This is a genomic window from Rothia sp. HMSC067H10 (assembly GCF_001810635.1).
In the GTDB taxonomy this organism is placed as follows: Bacteria; Actinomycetota; Actinomycetes; order Actinomycetales; family Micrococcaceae; genus Rothia; species Rothia dentocariosa.
In genome coordinates this window covers 849,553-865,111 of record NZ_KV802317.1, presented here as the reverse complement: position 1 = coordinate 865,111, position 15,559 = coordinate 849,553, and the positions used below count along the sequence as shown (strand labels likewise).

General features: G+C 55.9%; 15 protein-coding genes. 10 read left to right on the top strand and 5 right to left on the bottom strand.

The window, feature by feature from the left end; all coding sequences use genetic code 11:
- The first annotated feature begins 25 nt into the window (after positions 1-25).
- The 7 genes from hemE (at position 26) to hemB (ending at position 8,190) form a co-directional block, all read left to right on the top strand.
- On the top strand, positions 26-1,213 hold the full coding sequence (gene hemE, locus HMPREF2756_RS10675; protein WP_070620976.1) for a uroporphyrinogen decarboxylase: 1,188 nt from the start codon (positions 26-28) through the stop codon (positions 1,211-1,213).
- Between the two features lie 47 nt (positions 1,214-1,260).
- A complete protein-coding gene (gene hemG / locus HMPREF2756_RS10670) occupies positions 1,261-2,724 on the top strand; it encodes a protoporphyrinogen oxidase (RefSeq protein ID WP_070620974.1) in 1,464 nt (487 codons plus the stop codon).
- Positions 2,725-2,904: 180 nt separating this feature from the next.
- Positions 2,905-3,696: a hydrogen peroxide-dependent heme synthase gene (gene hemQ, locus HMPREF2756_RS10665; protein ID WP_083301724.1), complete on the top strand. Its 792-nt coding sequence runs from the start codon at positions 2,905-2,907 to the stop codon at positions 3,694-3,696.
- On the top strand, positions 3,693-5,057 hold the full coding sequence (locus HMPREF2756_RS10660) for a ferrochelatase (protein ID WP_070620972.1): 1,365 nt from the start codon (positions 3,693-3,695) through the stop codon (positions 5,055-5,057). The genes hemQ and HMPREF2756_RS10660 overlap by 4 nt, the downstream gene beginning before the upstream one ends.
- Positions 5,058-5,136: 79 nt before the next feature.
- Complete coding sequence (gene hemC / locus HMPREF2756_RS10655) at positions 5,137-6,252, top strand: hydroxymethylbilane synthase (RefSeq protein ID WP_070620970.1); 1,116 nt, start codon at positions 5,137-5,139, stop codon at positions 6,250-6,252.
- 3 nt (positions 6,253-6,255) lie between these two features.
- The gene (locus HMPREF2756_RS10650; RefSeq protein WP_070620968.1) at positions 6,256-7,155 is read left to right on the top strand and encodes a uroporphyrinogen-III synthase; all 900 of its coding nucleotides are present in this window, start codon (positions 6,256-6,258) and stop codon (positions 7,153-7,155) included.
- Positions 7,156-7,194: 39 nt separating this feature from the next.
- Positions 7,195-8,190: a porphobilinogen synthase gene (gene hemB / locus HMPREF2756_RS10645; RefSeq protein WP_070620966.1), complete on the top strand. Its 996-nt coding sequence runs from the start codon at positions 7,195-7,197 to the stop codon at positions 8,188-8,190.
- A 13-nt stretch (positions 8,191-8,203) separates the two neighbouring features.
- On the opposite strand, the gene HMPREF2756_RS10640 is transcribed toward hemB, so the two are convergent.
- From HMPREF2756_RS10640 to HMPREF2756_RS10620, 5 genes are all read right to left on the bottom strand, one after another.
- Positions 8,204-8,839, bottom strand: a complete 636-nt coding sequence (locus HMPREF2756_RS10640) for a DUF1643 domain-containing protein (RefSeq protein ID WP_004005092.1) — start codon at positions 8,837-8,839, stop codon at positions 8,204-8,206.
- Positions 8,840-8,955: 116 nt separating this feature from the next.
- Positions 8,956-9,684 (bottom strand): DUF6318 family protein, encoded by a 729-nt coding sequence (locus HMPREF2756_RS10635; protein ID WP_070450449.1) that lies wholly within the window; start codon positions 9,682-9,684, stop codon positions 8,956-8,958.
- Between the two features lie 598 nt (positions 9,685-10,282).
- Positions 10,283-11,284, bottom strand: coding sequence for a hypothetical protein (locus tag HMPREF2756_RS10630; protein ID WP_070620964.1), 1,002 nt, complete (start codon positions 11,282-11,284; stop codon positions 10,283-10,285).
- Between the two features lie 172 nt (positions 11,285-11,456).
- The gene (hemL, locus tag HMPREF2756_RS10625; protein WP_070620962.1) at positions 11,457-12,806 is read right to left on the bottom strand and encodes a glutamate-1-semialdehyde 2,1-aminomutase; all 1,350 of its coding nucleotides are present in this window, start codon (positions 12,804-12,806) and stop codon (positions 11,457-11,459) included.
- Positions 12,807-13,016: 210 nt separating this feature from the next.
- Complete coding sequence (locus tag HMPREF2756_RS10620) at positions 13,017-13,451, bottom strand: EVE domain-containing protein (protein WP_070620960.1); 435 nt, start codon at positions 13,449-13,451, stop codon at positions 13,017-13,019.
- 17 nt (positions 13,452-13,468) lie between these two features.
- Here HMPREF2756_RS10620 and HMPREF2756_RS10615 point away from each other — a divergent pair, with 17 nt between their 5' ends.
- The 3 genes from HMPREF2756_RS10615 (at position 13,469) to HMPREF2756_RS10605 (ending at position 15,527) form a co-directional block, all read left to right on the top strand.
- Complete coding sequence (locus HMPREF2756_RS10615; RefSeq protein WP_246825934.1) at positions 13,469-13,675, top strand: hypothetical protein; 207 nt, start codon at positions 13,469-13,471, stop codon at positions 13,673-13,675.
- 199 nt (positions 13,676-13,874) lie between these two features.
- A complete protein-coding gene (locus HMPREF2756_RS10610) occupies positions 13,875-14,591 on the top strand; it encodes a hypothetical protein (protein WP_004005085.1) in 717 nt (238 codons plus the stop codon).
- A gap of 360 nt (positions 14,592-14,951) precedes the next feature.
- Positions 14,952-15,527 carry a hypothetical protein gene (locus HMPREF2756_RS10605; protein ID WP_246825933.1) on the top strand — a complete coding sequence of 192 codons (576 nt, stop codon included), beginning with the start codon at positions 14,952-14,954 and terminating at the stop codon, positions 15,525-15,527.
- Positions 15,528-15,559: the final 32 nt, after the last annotated feature.

Sequence of the window (15,559 nt, the reverse complement as noted above, 5' to 3'; positions counted from 1 at the left end):
GCGAAAACCTGTCAGACTAGAGGGTATGACCGAAATCCAGCAGCCCCAGCGAGCCGCCAATGGTGCAGATTCTCAGCAGTCGCGCTCTATAGTGGGTGCTCACCCGAGAGATCGTCAGCGCGATTTGCTGACCGAGGCGCAGCTGTCGCGCCTGAGCGCATCTCACCCGCTGCGTGCCGCTCAAACCGCAGATTCTCCGATGCTGCAGGCGCTCACCGGGCGCGCATCTGAGCATCGTCCGGTCTGGTTTATGCGCCAAGCGGGGCGTTCGCTGCCCGAGTATCGCAAGGCGCGCGAGGGAATTCCCATGCTGGACGCCTGTTTGACACCCGAACTTGCCGCCGAGATTACCGTGCAGCCGGTGCGCCGTCACAAAGTCGATGCCGGTATTTTCTTCTCGGATATCGTTATCCCCATGAAACTCGCGGGTGTGAACGTCGATATTGTGCCCGGCCGAGGTCCCGTACTCGAACATCCCGTGCGCACGCTTGATGAAGTGCGTTCCCTGCCGGAGCTGACCGATGCGGCACTTGACCCCATTCGTGAGGCAGTTGAGGCAACCGTCGAGATGCTCGGTTCCACCCCTCTTATCGGTTTTGCGGGTGCACCTTTCACCGTTGCCGCCTATATGGTTGAGGGTGGTCCCTCCCGCGATCACCTGCGCCCCCGCACCATGATGCATGCTGACCCCGTTGCCTGGCGCGAGTTGGCGCAGTGGGCCGCGCGCACCTCGGGGCAGTTTTTGCGGGCTCAGATTGAGGCGGGTGCATCCGCCGTACAGCTCTTCGACTCATGGGCTGGCTCATTGGGTGAAGCTGACTACCGCCGGTATGTGCAGGAACACTCCGCCGCCGCCTTGAGCATGGTCGAAGAATTTGGGGTGCCGCGCATCCACTTTGGTACCGGGACCGCCGACCTGCTGCCCGCCATGCATGAGGCCGGTGCCGATGTGATCGGGGTGGACTACCGCCTGCCCCTTGATGAGGCAAACCGCAGGCTCAACGGTGCGGTGCCGCTTCAGGGGAATATTGACCCCGCGCTTTTAGCTGCAGGGCGTGAGACTCTATATGCTCACGCGGATGAGGTACTCGCCGCCGGGGCGAGCGCCCCCGCCCATATCGTGAACCTGGGGCACGGGGTACCGCCTACAACGGATCCGCAGGTGCTCACCGATCTAGTGACATATCTTCACGAACGCACTCGACGCCCATAAAACGGATACTCTTAAGAGAGGCAGTTAGAACCGAAACATTAACGGGGATGAATATGGTACATCAGCACAAGAATCATCATGCACCAAGCGCCATCGTAGTCGGCGGCGGCATTTCTGGGTTGTTGGCGGCGCGTCGTCTTACCGATGCCGGAGTGAACGTGACCGTCCTAGACCAGAATGATTATCTGGGAGGCGCCCTCGGCGCGCATAAGGTCGCCGGTTTGGTGCTAGATTCCGGTGCGGAATCCTATGCGACCCGAACCCCAACCGTGACAAACCTCGTCAAAGAGCTTGGTCTAGACGACCAGATTGTGCATCCTAACTCCCACGGTTCATGGTTGTATCTGCCTCAGGGTGCCCGAAAGACCCCGAGCACTGGAATTATGGGCATTCCCGGTGATCTTTCTGATAAATCTTTGGCCGGTGTGCTCGGTAAAAGCGGTTTGCGCCGCGCCCGTATGGATAAGGTGCTGCCTGCTTCGGTTGGGGCAAACGCAAAGACACTGGGCGAACTGGTACGTGCCCGTATGGGTAAAAAAGTACTCGATAACCTGGTTGCGCCCGTGGTCTCCGGGGTGTACTCGACCCACCCGGATATGCTCGATATTGATGCCGTTATCCCCGGCTTACGCGAAGGGCTGAAAAAACATAAGTCCCTAGCTGCCGCTTCCGCCGCGATACGCGCTCAAGCACCCGCGGGCTCGCAGGTCGCTGGACTTTCTGGGGGCATGCACCTGCTGATCGAACAGCTTATCGAGAAGATGCCCGCACCCGTGCGGTACATTCCCGAATGCGGCGTGATTGCGGTGGATCGTGACCCCATCACCAATGAATGGGTGGTAATTCGCCGCCGCAGCGATGGTGAGAAAGCTGCCTCGGTGGGTGCCGATTATTTGGTGATTGCTACCGATGGTTCCACCGCTGCGCGTCTGCTCGGACCGCATATTAAGGGAAGTTCTCTGCCTAATATTGACCCTGGCCCCGAGGTTGCTCTCGTAACGCTCGTCGTCGATCAGCCCGCGCTTAACTCGAACCCGCGTGGTACGGGTCTGCTGGTTTCCGAAGCCGTGACAAACGTGCGCGCCAAAGCGCTCACCCATGCCACCGCTAAATGGGCGTGGGTAGCCGAAGAGGCGGGTAAGAACCGCCACGTGGTGCGGCTTTCCTACGGCCGCGGGGGAGAACAGAGTACCTTCTCCGACGTTTCTCTTGACGAAGACCAGCTGATCACCCTCGCCTTGCGCGACGCCTCGAAATTGCTCGATGTACCCATTACCGCCCAAAATCTTGTGGATGCAGATGTGGTTCGCTGGAACGGCGTGCTGCCTCTCTCAACGCCCGGGTACCGCGAGCGGGTGCAGCTTTTCCGCGAACGCGCGGCTGAACTCGATACTGTCTGCACGGTTGGTTCGTGGGCCGCAGGCTCCGGGCTCGCCGCTGTGGTGCGCGATACCCAGGAACAACTGGATCAATTCATTGCACACATAACGCAAAAGCATGTCTCGAAGTGACGAAGATACTTGCGGCTGCCCGCGCAGTGCAGGCACCGTGTTAACCAAAGAAAGCAGAAGACAAAACCTCACGAGTGAGGAGCATAAACCGCAGACAGACTAAGATCTGTTTGGCTGAGACTCGCAGGTGAACAGGAAACATTCAGCGAATCTTGGGCGGTTTTCACCGAAAGGAAGAAAATGTCTCACGAAGAACATCAGAATGCGGCTCACGGCTCTCATGGAAGCGGGTACGGGGGCGCGCCTAAAGGATATACTGTGCAGCATTCCCCGGCCGATGAGAATAAACGCGGCCGTGAAGAAGGCGAAACCCTGCACTATACCCTATACACCGTCTTCGCCCGTGCCGGGCAGCGTGCCGAAAGCGCATCCTCGGCGGAAGCTATCGCAGAGTTCGAGCAGCTCATCGAAGAGCTCAAAGCGGACGGCGTAACGCTGCGCGGACTCTATGATGTTTCCGCTATGCGCGATAACGCCGATGTTATGGTGTGGACCCACGGGCCGACTCCCGAAAAGCTGCAGGCAGCCGTGCGCAAGATTCGCCGTACCGCGCTCTTCAGCGCGACCACCATCGTTTGGTCGACTATGGGCGTGCACCGCGAGGCAGAATTCACCCGCAACCATGCACCCGCCTATGCGCGCCAGAAGGCACCCGAGGCATGGGTATGCGTTTACCCCTTCGTGCGTTCCTACGACTGGTATTACATGAATCCCGAACGCCGCGCCGAAATGCTCAAGAACCACGGTATGAAGGCTGTCGACTTCCCGCAGGTACTCGCGAATACCGTGGCAACTTTCGGTCTGAACGACTACGAATGGGTACTTGCCCTTGAGGCTCCCGAACTTGTCGATCTGGTCGATATGATGCGCCACTTCCGCAATACCGAGGCACGCCTGCATGTGCGTGAAGAAATTCCCTTCTACACCGGTCGTCGTGTGAACGCCGCCGATGTCGCCGAGGTTCTCGCGTGAGTGAGACCGTACGCGCAGGGTGCTGCGGGAACATCCCGGACGATGTTTGCCCGAACGCTACAGACCCCGCGAATACCGCTTCTAACGGGCCAGCAGTGCTTACCCCCGAGACGCTAAAGTCGTACCGGGGGGAGTGCGGTATTACCCGTTCTCGCACCGCCGTGCCTGCCCCCTATGACCTGGTGATTCTTTCCTCCTTCGGCGGGCCCGAAGGACAGGAAGACGTGATTCCCTTCCTGCGCAACGTTACGGCGGGGCGCGGCATACCCGATGAACGTCTGGAAGAAGTCGCCACCCACTACCGCGCAAACGGTGGTATTTCACCTATTAACGAGCAGAATCGTGCGCTTTTGGTAGCACTTCGAGAAGTCATGCAGGAACGCGGGCCGCATATTCCGATCGTGTGGGCAAACCGCAATTGGAAACCCTATGTGACCGACGTAGTACAGCAGGCTTATGAGGAAGGGCACCGCAATATTCTGGTGCTCGCCACCAGCGCCTACCCCGGGTACTCCAGCTGCCGCCAATACCGCGAAGACTACGGCGTGGCGTTGGAGAAACTCGGTCTTCAAGACCGCATGCGCATCGATAAGATTCGCCAATTTTTCGATGCCCCCGGGTTCGTTGAGGCCTTTACTGAGGGCTTAGAGAACGGGCTGAAACAGGTTCGCAATACCGTGGCGGAGCGCATTGCTGACGGAACGGCGGCCGCAGGGAATAGGCGTATTCGCATTATGTTCTGCACCCACTCGGTGCCGACCTCTGCTGCTAATGAGGCGGGCCCGCGCGGAATCGACTACGAGGGCGGTTCTGCCTACGTAGAGAAACACCTGCAGGTGGCGCGCGCTATTCTTGCAAAGATCCGTGAACAGGACGAGAGCCTTTTGGACAGTACCGACTGGGAGCTCGTCTATCAGTCGCGTTCCGGCTCACCCTCCACCCCCTGGCTAGAGCCCGATGTTAACGATGCCATCGATAAAATCGCTGGTGACGTAGACGGCATCGTTATGGTTCCGCTGGGATTCGTCTCTGACCATATGGAAGTCCTCTGGGACCTCGATACCGAGGCGATGGAGACCTGCCGCAACCACGGTATCGTGGCGGTGCGCACCCCCACTCCCGGCGTGCACCCCGCCTATGTGGAATCGCTGCGCCGCCTGATTGTCGAGCGTATGGCCGAGCCCGCAGAATCCGATCACGACAGGCGTGAAAGCGTTTTCGGCGAGTCCATATCCGGCGAACTCGGTTGGTTCGACGAATGCGACCCTGACTGCTGTAAACCCCTGCGCGATCAAGAAAAGCCTGTAATTGCGGAGTATACCCCTAAGAAAACCTGTGCCTGCTGTCATGAGCGCGTATAAGCGCTGCCGTATGTGCGGGTTCATCCCAACCGTATTGATGAGTCCGCACATACGTTACCCATGAAACCTGAGGAGAACCATGAGCGACCCCTATATTCTCGGCACCCGAGGCTCAGCTTTGGCGCTCACCCAGAGCACCCTTGCCGCCGAACACATCGTTCAGGTGTTCAACACTCACTCCCGCGAACACGGCGCCGAACGCACCCTATCCTTTGACATCACCACCGTCAAAACCGACGGGGATGTGCTCACCGGACCGCTCGCAACCCTCGGCGGCACCGGAGTCTTCGCCGCCGCACTGCGCCAGCGCCTTCTCGACGGCGATACCCCCGACGGAGTCGATGTTGCGGTGCACTCCCTCAAAGACTTACCTGCCGAACCGTGCCCCGGGCTCGTCATCGCGGCAATTCTTGAACGCGAAGACCCGCGCGATGCCCTGGTAGCGCGCGATAACCTCACCCTCGATACCCTGCCTACGGGCGCTCGCGTCGGTACCGGATCACCGCGTCGCGCCGCACAAGTACGTGCTCTGCGCCCCGACCTTGAAATCGTCGATATCCGCGGCAACGTGGGCACTCGCATAGCCCGCGTGAAAGGGCTCGAAGAACACGGAAACCGCCAAGTCGTCGTGCGTGACAACACCGAAACCGACGAAGCCGCACACCGCGGAATCGGTACCGAAAACACCGGTGACTGCGATGCCGTCATCCTCGCCGTTTCGGGACTCAAACGTCTCGGCAAAGAATCCGTTATTACCGAATACCTTGACCCCTCCCGCATGCTCCCGGCCCCCGGGCAGGGCGCGCTCGCTATTGAGGTACGCGAAACAGAATTTGTTAACCCCGATACCGCGACTTTATTCGACCCTGAAATTTCCCAGCCTGTGCGCACCCTGGGGGAAGCGCTTATTGCTGCCGACCACTTTGAAACCCACCTTGAGGTCACCGCCGAACGTCGTCTTCTGCGCCGTCTTGAAGCTGGATGCGCCGCCCCCATTGGCGCCTATGCCACCGTCAAAGACGGCGATCTTGTGCTCACAGCAGTTGTCGCATCGCCTGACGGTACCAAAAGCTTGCGCCACACGTCCGCCACCGGTGAGCTTGATGTTCCCGGCGCTGAACGACTGGGTATTCGTGTTGCCGAAGACCTGCTTCAGATGGGCGCCGCAGCCCTTGCCGGTCTTGAGGTGAAATAGAGCGTGGCTCGTGTTCTGCTGACCCGCACAGCGGCTCAAGGCGCGCCTTTTGAGCGTGCTTTGAACGATCTGGCTGCGGAGCGAGGCATTCCGAAGATTCAGGTGGATTTTGCGCCCATGCAGCTGCCTCGTACAGTTGCGCCCGAGTATTCGCTGTTTTCCTTGGTGAGCTTAGCGGCGGAGGGAGCCTTTCTTTGGGCTACTTTCACGAGCGCGAATGCAGTGCGTTCCTGCGCCGAGCTCTTTGGCACCTCCTTTGCGTGGGCGCTGCGCGATGGCGGAACCCGGATCGCTTGTGTGGGGTCCGCAACGGCACGGGCGCTACGTGAGATCGGTTTGGAACCCCATTTCATGCCCGAAAAGCAGGATGCTCTGGGTATGCTCGCAGAATTTCCTACCGAGGGTGCCAATCCTGAGCTGGGCATCCCTGAGAGCCTGCGTAAGCCGCAGAATACCCCGGAATCTGCTGCATTGGGCTGGGACGATATGCATTCTGCGCAGGCGAATGTACTCGTCTTTGAAGGGGCAAACGCCCGCCCAACTCTGCGTGAAGGGCTGGTGGGGTTAGGCTTCCGTGCTGTGCGTGTGGTGGTATACGAGATGGTGTCGGCGACCGCTTCCGCACTTGAGGCGGGAGAGCTCTCTTGGGTGAATGCGCGTGAACTTATTGCCGGTATTGGCTCGAATTCCGCCGCGGTAGACGTTATTGTTGCCACCGCCCCGTCAAGGCTCAAAGAGCTGGTGGGGGAGAACCCAAACCCCGAACGAATCCCGCCGGTGGCGGCTATCGGCCGCACAACAGCCCGCACCTGCGAGGAACTGGGGCTGCGCCATAGGATGGCCGATTCTCCCACCCCGGAGGCCCTGGCTCTAGCAACCGTTGAACTGCTGCATTCAGCCTAGGCGCTAAATAATAGAAGTATTTTGTGAAAGGTTATGTCGATGAATCTTACCCGACGACCCCGCCGACTGCGCACCACCGCCGCGATGCGCGCCCTCACCGCCGAGACCGCGCTGCGTCCCGAGCAGCTGATTCAGGTGTTTTTCGTGCGCGACGGCATTAGCGAACCACAGCCGATTTCGTCCATGCCCGGGCAGTACCAGCACACTCTGGAGTCCCTAATTCCTGCTGTGCGTCAGGCCGCGGAGGCGGGCATTAAATGCATCGACCTCTTCGGGGTTCCGCTGGATGATGATAAGGACGAAGTAGGCTCGGCGGCCTGGGATAACAACGGCATTTTGAACCGGGCTATCGCTGCCTGCCGTGCCGAGTTTGGCGACGAGATTGTTATTATGGCCGATACCTGCCTGGATGAATTCACCTCTCACGGGCACTGCGGCGTGCTTGTTGATGACGGTTACGGCACCATGATTGTCGATAACGATGCAACCGTGGAACTGTACTGCAAGATGGCGGTTTCCCAGGCACGCGCCGGGGCGCACACGGTCTCTCCTTCAGGCATGATGGACGGGCAGATTGCCGCGATGCGCGCCGCGCTGGACGAGGCCGGGTTCCAGAACGTCTCTATCATGGCGTATTCGGCGAAGTATGCCTCCGCGTTCTTTGGCCCGTTCCGCGATGCGGTGGAGTCTAGCTTTACCGGGAACCGCAAAACGTATCAGCAGGATCCGGCGAATCGCCGCGAATCTCTCCTAGAGGTGCAGACCGATATTGACGAGGGCGCCGATATGGTGATGGTCAAGCCCGCCGGAAGCTATCTCGATATTGTGCGTGAGGTCGCCGAATTTTCGCCTGTTCCGGTGGCGGCGTACCAGGTGTCGGGGGAGTACGCCATGATTGAGGCCGCCGCGGCAAACGGCTGGATCGACCGCCGCGCCGTGGCGTTAGAGGCACTGCGTTCGATTCACCGCGCGGGCGCAGACATGATTCTCACCTACTATGCAACCGAAGCCGCCCGCTGGCTGCGTGAAGGCTAACCCTAGGGATACTTTATTGGGGAGTAAACCGGGCAAGGACCATGCGGGTACCAGACGGCAAGTTCCTGAGGGCACTGTTGATACCTCGCGGTGACCAGGAACGCGCATCCAATGAACCATCAGGAACATGGGAATATGGTAGCTCCAGACGGTAGCAGGCACGATCTGCGAGCCGCCGGATAAACTCGCTTATCTGCTGATGCCACACTTCCCGGCTCTCAGGTGAATTATTCTCTTTGCCCCAGCCACAGACAATTGGCGCGTGCGGGAACTCGGTAAGTACTGTCTCTAATTCGGCAACCGCATGCTGGTCTAGGGAATAATCTATATTGTGTGCATTTGGTTCTACGAAGGTAAATAGATTAATAAGTAGCACTGTACGGGCGTGCAGCAATGGTGCAGAATGCGCGGGATCGAGAAAACGACAGGTTCCCAGCATAGCCTGAGTTAGAGCTTTTACCGTAGGATCGGAGGCTCTAAAGCTTCCGGCTAAACTTGGGTTTAACCCAATGAAAATAGCGGGTTCACCGGTTCCGTGAGTGTTGTCAATTCTATAGCGGTATCTATGGAATCTTTCTATAAGTAGCTCGGAACTCCAGGTAATACCGTCTTCTAAAATGCCCTGGCGCAACAATTTGGAGATTTCCATCGAGTTCCTTTTTTAGGTATATGTATTAGCCTACAGTTTCGGTAAATCCCCGCCAGCGCATTCATCATGAATGTACCGGCGGGGATTAACACGGCTAGGAAAGCAAAATCTAAGAATTATTTCTGGGCTTGCTTGCGGGTAATGCTGTCGATAATCCACCCTGTTTCTTCATAATGAACGGTGAGCGTGTAAAGATTATCGGCATAGTTGGTATTCCTGCTGCGTTTGTGCCGCCCATCTGCGCCTACGGTGATGATATAGGACCATCCCACGAAGAAATCCCAGGAATACACGCCGTTACCCTGGTGAACGGGGTCATTTCTGAAATCATAAGAGCGCTGCTCACCGCCGATAATCCAGCCACCGTCGTGGTACAGTTTTGCATCTGCGTTGTAAGCATTAATCTCTTCGACGAGGTTTTTAGACACAAACTTATATGCCTCGGTGTAATCACCTGTCTGCATGCCGTAATTGCGCCATTGCGTCCATGCCTTCATGCTTTTCATCATGCCGTCAAGAGTGGGTTCGGTGTAGCCAGGAGGATTTGTGGGTTTAGGAACATTCTGTGCCGGACCGTAAATATCGGCCGCCCGGAACTCTCCCGCAGGAGCTTTAGACTTGCCGGAATACTTGGGGCCGGATGAGCTGGGCGCGGCACTGGGTGAATCGGCAGGTTCTGGGGGCTCGGTATCAGGCGCGGCGGCGCTGCTGGTTGTCGTGCTGGGCCGGGCCCCGGGCTTGTCCTCGTCGTCGCAGGCGGTCAAGAGCGCTACCAGAGACGAAGCTCCTAGAAAACCGAACGCGGCTCGGCGTGTACAGGTGGTGAAGTTATTGCTGATGCTCATCGGTGAATTGGCTTTCTGAGTTGTAGTGGTTGGTGAATAGTCGGAAGTGATATGTACCCCCACAGAAGAACCTCAGCGCTGCACAGCAGGCGAGCTAACCGACGATGGTGTGACGCATACTCCCGGCCTGAATTAGCCGATCCGGAAGGTTTGCGCCCAGCCGCAGAACGTTGTGATCTTCTTTGGGGAAGGTCAAGGCAATCTTTGAGGATTCGCCAAGTACCTTGCGAGAGCCGCGTCTTATATCCGTATTTCATGGTGCGGATGCGCAAAACGGTACGCACGATACAGGGCAGAAGATCCTCAAAAGAGTACCTCTAGTGCAACTGTACGACGAATAAGCGTTTTGTGCGAACCAATCACAAAGTTTACGTAAAAAATATTTAATTTAATAGAATATTCTCAGAAAACCGTTGAAGAAATGTAGAAGATTTACTTTACTGTCATAACTTTTAGTGCCGGATTGAGGAGATATCGGTAAAAAGCGAAGAATATTCAAAGATAGGCTCTCCATAAAACGTGAAACCAGCATTTCTGCGATAGCGTCACGACAATAGAGAACCCATCTTTGTGCCTGTGCAGCAGAGCGAGGAAAACTCTAATGCGTCTGTTTGAAGGATGCGCGGTTTGCCGCCTCCTGCGCGTGTTTACCGGCCGGAATATAGCCCTTAGTGATGCACACGAGGCGCGCATCCCGGCCATATTCTTCGAGCCGTTCTCGGTCGGCAGGGGAGTTATCGTCAGCCCAGCGTTCTTGCTCCACGCGGAAGGCAATCTGCCGAACCAAATACTCAAGATTGGGGTCGCGCAGCTCTTTCGTATATTTGTTGGCCCGAGGTACCTTAAATTCCAGATTCCACTGCGATAAATCTTTGGTATCAGGGTCAGTGGCATCTGGGTCTTGAGGCACCACGCGGTAACTCCTCAGCTGGCGGTATGGAATATCGCGCGGGTTGCGGAAAGGTCCCCGGCCAACCTGCAGAAGAGTGGGGGTGGAGACAAGGTACGAGTTCGTATACGAGACGAGCGCGACGATACCGGCAATATATCCGATTCCCAGAATAATAGCGTTATAGGGAACCGGCGGCGCGTATTCAAAATCGATATCGGTCAGCCGAAGCAAAAACAGGGCAGTGGACGCGAAAAAGATAAGGCTGCTTATCAGCGCGGTAGTGCTCAGATCATGATCTAGCGTTAGTCCAGATTGATGACCCGTCGTACGCAGGGGCTTGCTGAGCTTACCCAGGGTAGCGCTGTAGATTTTGGGCATACCCACAGCGCGGTCGTCTGGAGAAGCGCCGTGGAAGATGCGGTAGTTGCGCCGCCCAATACGTGCCGCCGCATATACCATCAGGAACGGGAGAGATAGGGCTATGGGGCGGAGTATTTCATTAAACTCCCAGAACAGCATGAAAAGGGACGCGTTAACAATCCATGCCCAAAGGTACAGGAAAAAGTGTTTATACGACCAAAACCACTTAGCGTGCTCGGTTTTGAGCGCATACTTTTTACGTACCCGCACCGGATAGACCGCCTCAATAAGCAGGCATAGCCCCAAATATACGATGAATGCTATAAGCCAAATATCCCGAAAGTCCATAACAGCATTCTACGTTGTTCGCTTTTGCGATGCTCACAGTATGGATGAACATCTCAGAAAATACCCGCCGCCAGCAAAGCTGAGAAGCTGCTGCTGGCGGCGGGCAGAGTCCGGGATTTATGCCGTGATTTCGTGGGAAACCACGAGGTCAGAGTATGGGGGGCAGTCTGCGTTACGCCTTAGCCGCCGCACGTGCCGCGCCCGGCAGCGCCTCAATGATGCGTTCCATCGCGGTATCGTCGTGCGCCCCGGAGAGGAACCACGCCTCAAAAGCACTCGGGGGAAGGTATACGCCGGCATCAAGCATGGCGTGGAAAAAAGCCGTGTATTTGGCGGTAGCAGAGCTCTTAATATCGGCGTAGTTGTGCACGCCGTGCTCGCCGGTACCAAAGGCAACCGAGAACAGGTTGCCCGCCGTCTGAATTGAATGATCCACCCCGGCATCGGTAAGCGCCTGCGTCAGCGCAGCCTGCAACTGGTCCGAACGTGTATCGAGCGTGCGGTAGAGGGCATCATCGGCGAGTTTGAGGGTCGTAATGCCGGACGCCACCGAGAGCGGATTACCCGAGAGCGTGCCTGCCTGGTAGACGGGGCCGGTCGGTGCCAGATGTTCCATCACCTCACGTTTACCGGCGAGTGCGGCGATCGGCATACCGCCGCCGATCACTTTACCGAAAGTGAAAATATCGGGAACCCAACCGTTATCTTCGGGGGCGAACTTACCCCAGTACCCGGCGGATGAGACACGGAAACCGGTCAGCACCTCATCAAAAATCAGCAGGGCATTATTGCTCTGAGTAATTTCACGCAGACCACGGTTAAAGCCCGGTTCGGGAGTCACCACGCCCATATTGCAGGGGGCAGCTTCGGTAATGACGGCGGCAATTTCTCCCGGATGCGCGGCGAAAGCCTCGCGCACGGCGTCAAGATCGTTGTAGGGGAGCACGATAGTTTCGGATGCGGTCGCCGCGGTCACGCCCGCCGAGCCGGGTAGGGCGAGAGTCGCCACGCCGGAGCCTGCTTCAGAGAGCAGTGCATCCACATGCCCGTGATAGCAGCCCGAGAATTTGATAATTTTATCGCGCCCGGTGATGCCGCGTGCAAGGCGAATAGCAGTCATGGTGGCTTCGGTGCCGGTAGATACCATACGTACCTGCTCGATTGCGCCGGGGATCGCGGTGTTGACGCGATCGACCACAAGCTCTGCGAGCTCTGCCTCGGGCGCGGATGCAGCGCCGAACGACAGTCCGCGTGAGGCAGCCTCTTGAACCGCCGCAACAACCTGCGGATGCGCGTGCCCAAGAATCGCCGGACCCCACGAACAGACGAGGTCCACGTATTCGTTGCCGTCAGCATCATAGATGTAGGGGCCGGATGCACGGGTCACAAAGGCGGGCGTGCCGCCTACGGAGTTGAAAGCACGCACGGGGGAGTTTACCCCGCCGGGAATGACGGAACGGGAGCGTTCAAAAAGCTCTTCGCTGTACTGGTGTGCGAGGTGGTGTTCGGCTGATAAGCTCATGGGTAACCTTTCGTGTGTGGCGCTTGGAAGTCTCTTATCCCATGATAGGCGGTTATCGGTCGTCGGACAGCGACGCTGCGTCAATACCTACGAGTTTGGGCGAGCATCCGTCCGATTACAAAGGATTGAGTGGCGTGGTTCTCGATGAACCGACCGCCACACCTTGCTTCTATACCGTAAAGCTCTGCGTGCTGCCATATGGCTGGCTGCCTAACACCTATCGGGTGTTATCTCGTGCTTGCTCGCCATCATGTAACGGTAAATGTGCTCGAAGAAATCGTGCGAGACCTCAAAATGTCCGTACCGCAGCTGCTTCGCATAACTTCGCCATTCGGGGTGCTCGCGTGCTACCTCAATCGGGCACGGATGCGGCGCATCCTGAAACACAACGTCACGCCTGAATGGCTCAAAATTTTCAGCCATGCGGAACTGGTAGACTCGGCCGTCCACAATCTGCCCCACGGCGGTAAAGGCCTGAACTTTTTCACCAGAGTTCATGCCGGTTTTAGGGCTGTAATACAGAATCCAATCGCCCCGTTTCATACGTGCCAGCGGTGCCTGTTTGCCGTGGCAAACCTGGCAGAATCCGCCCGCAACGCCGAGTAAAACATGCTCGCGTGAGGCTACTCCAACCCAGTAGCGCATAAGAACCTCCTAAAACTGTGAAGAGTACCAAGAGTCCGGGGCTAACAGTGCTACCGACCATACTCACAGCGGAAGGGGAGCGTGTGCTCGATCAGGCGACCGGGCGCATCTGCGATGTTGAGCAGCACATGGTGGGTGGACTCAGTGATGCGAAACGGCAAGAATTATGGGATTTGCTGACGATCTGTATTGAAGGGCTGCACGCTGGAGGGTCAAAGACCTGATGCAAGGAGGAGCAAAATCTTTCCTCTAAGACTTAAATATCCCGTATTGGAGGAGATGTAATGCTAGCCTTGAAATGCCAATAAAGAACAGAATGGGGGACTCTGGCACCAGTTGCGAGAATCAGAATATTTAGACACTCACCAAAGAATTATTTAAATAATCTATAGAACGTCAAGGACCGTGGGAGGATGTACACCTGTGAATACATCAGTTTTTGTGAGTGCAGGTATTGCTGGTGGTGTGTTGCTTACCTGTGCAGCGTTACATATTACCTATTTGGGGATGAGAGCTAAACGTGAGAGCGAAGCAATGCTTCGGCGGGCACGATACCCGTGGTGGATTCTAGTGATTGTTGATATTTTTCTGGTGGGCTTTGGCAGTTTCTTTGCATTTGTTCTTTCTGTCATTCTGACGCCAAGCGCAGGGACTCCTATAGTCATAGTACTTTTTGCTGTACCGATGTGCCTAATATTCGCATTCTTTATTTTTATTATTCTCCTTATACGTGGTCTCACGATTCGGTATATCGAGCTTGTTCCTTCGGGGTTTGTCTTTCGTAGTGGTTTTGGGCGAGTGCATAATATTCCTTTTTCTGATATCAAAGGGTACGATTATCGCCCAGCTCGATTTGATTTCGAAGGAACCCTTCGCGTGTCCATGGGAGATCGACACGCTGTGAATACTTCCCGCGGCGATAGGCTCCGCGTGATCAATCACGAAGGTAAAAAAATTCTTCAGACACAGGTACGTCATTCGGCCATGCCGGATTATGTGGGACAGTGCTTGATGTTTCGCGGTATGCAGGAACGATGGCCTCAGCTGGGGTACTCAGAGGATGAAAAAATTCTGGCGGAGTACACGAAAGATGTGGTTGTCAGGTATCTAACCGTTAATCGATGGCGACAGGATTTTTAAGGGAGGAACTGTGCATGAGACCTGGGTACCTCTCAGGGTATCCTGGTAGGGAAATATCACCGATGATATGGAGTTTCTATAATGGTTTTTGCCTGGATTGCCGTGGCAGTGCTATGTTCTATTCACCTTATTTTCTCGCTGGTACAATCTTGGGTGGAGTCTAAAAAACATCCGTACCGCGTACGGCGCTTTCATGGAGCTAACTATATTCTCTATATTTTAGTTATTGGATATCTGTATTTTGCTCCACTCATATTTTCAGGAGAATATGATGGGTCGCATACCATTAAGATAACAATCTTTGCATATGGTGGACCCATCCTGATATTAGGTTTATTTTTCCTCGTTGCTCAGCATGATATGAGTTATATCGATATAACCTCTGAAGGGTTCCTGACTCAGACCGTCTTCGGGAAAGAAAAATTTACTCCCTTTGCAGCTATTGACGGGTATATATACAGTCCCAAAAGGAAACGTCAAACCTTAGATGGACAGCATTGGAAAATTACTCAAGACCTTAGCGATGATCTTTATCTGATAGATCCCTGGGGAAACACAGTTTTCTCGTGTATTCCGGCCAAACCTCAAGAAAGAATCTTTGGCGCCTTGCTCTATGCGCGGGCACGTTCTGGCCGTTGGCCTGACCTTGAGAACCCTGAAGATGAACTTGTGATCATGAAACTAGCAGACTCCAAATATGAAGTAACCGATTTCTTGATGGAATACCCTCAAGTAAATGGATTTATAACGCCCGAACAGACTGCTGTCCCACAACAACCAATGCCGCCACAATACCCGCAGAACGCGTACCCTCAAGATGGCTATCTGAATTCAGGTCAGCAGCCCTCGAACCAGCAGATGAGCCCCTATGGATACCTGCAGCAGCCCCACAACTATCAGCAGAATCAAAACCCACCGCAGGGGAGCGCATCTTAAAACCTGCAAACCTCAGATAATTTCACCCGAAA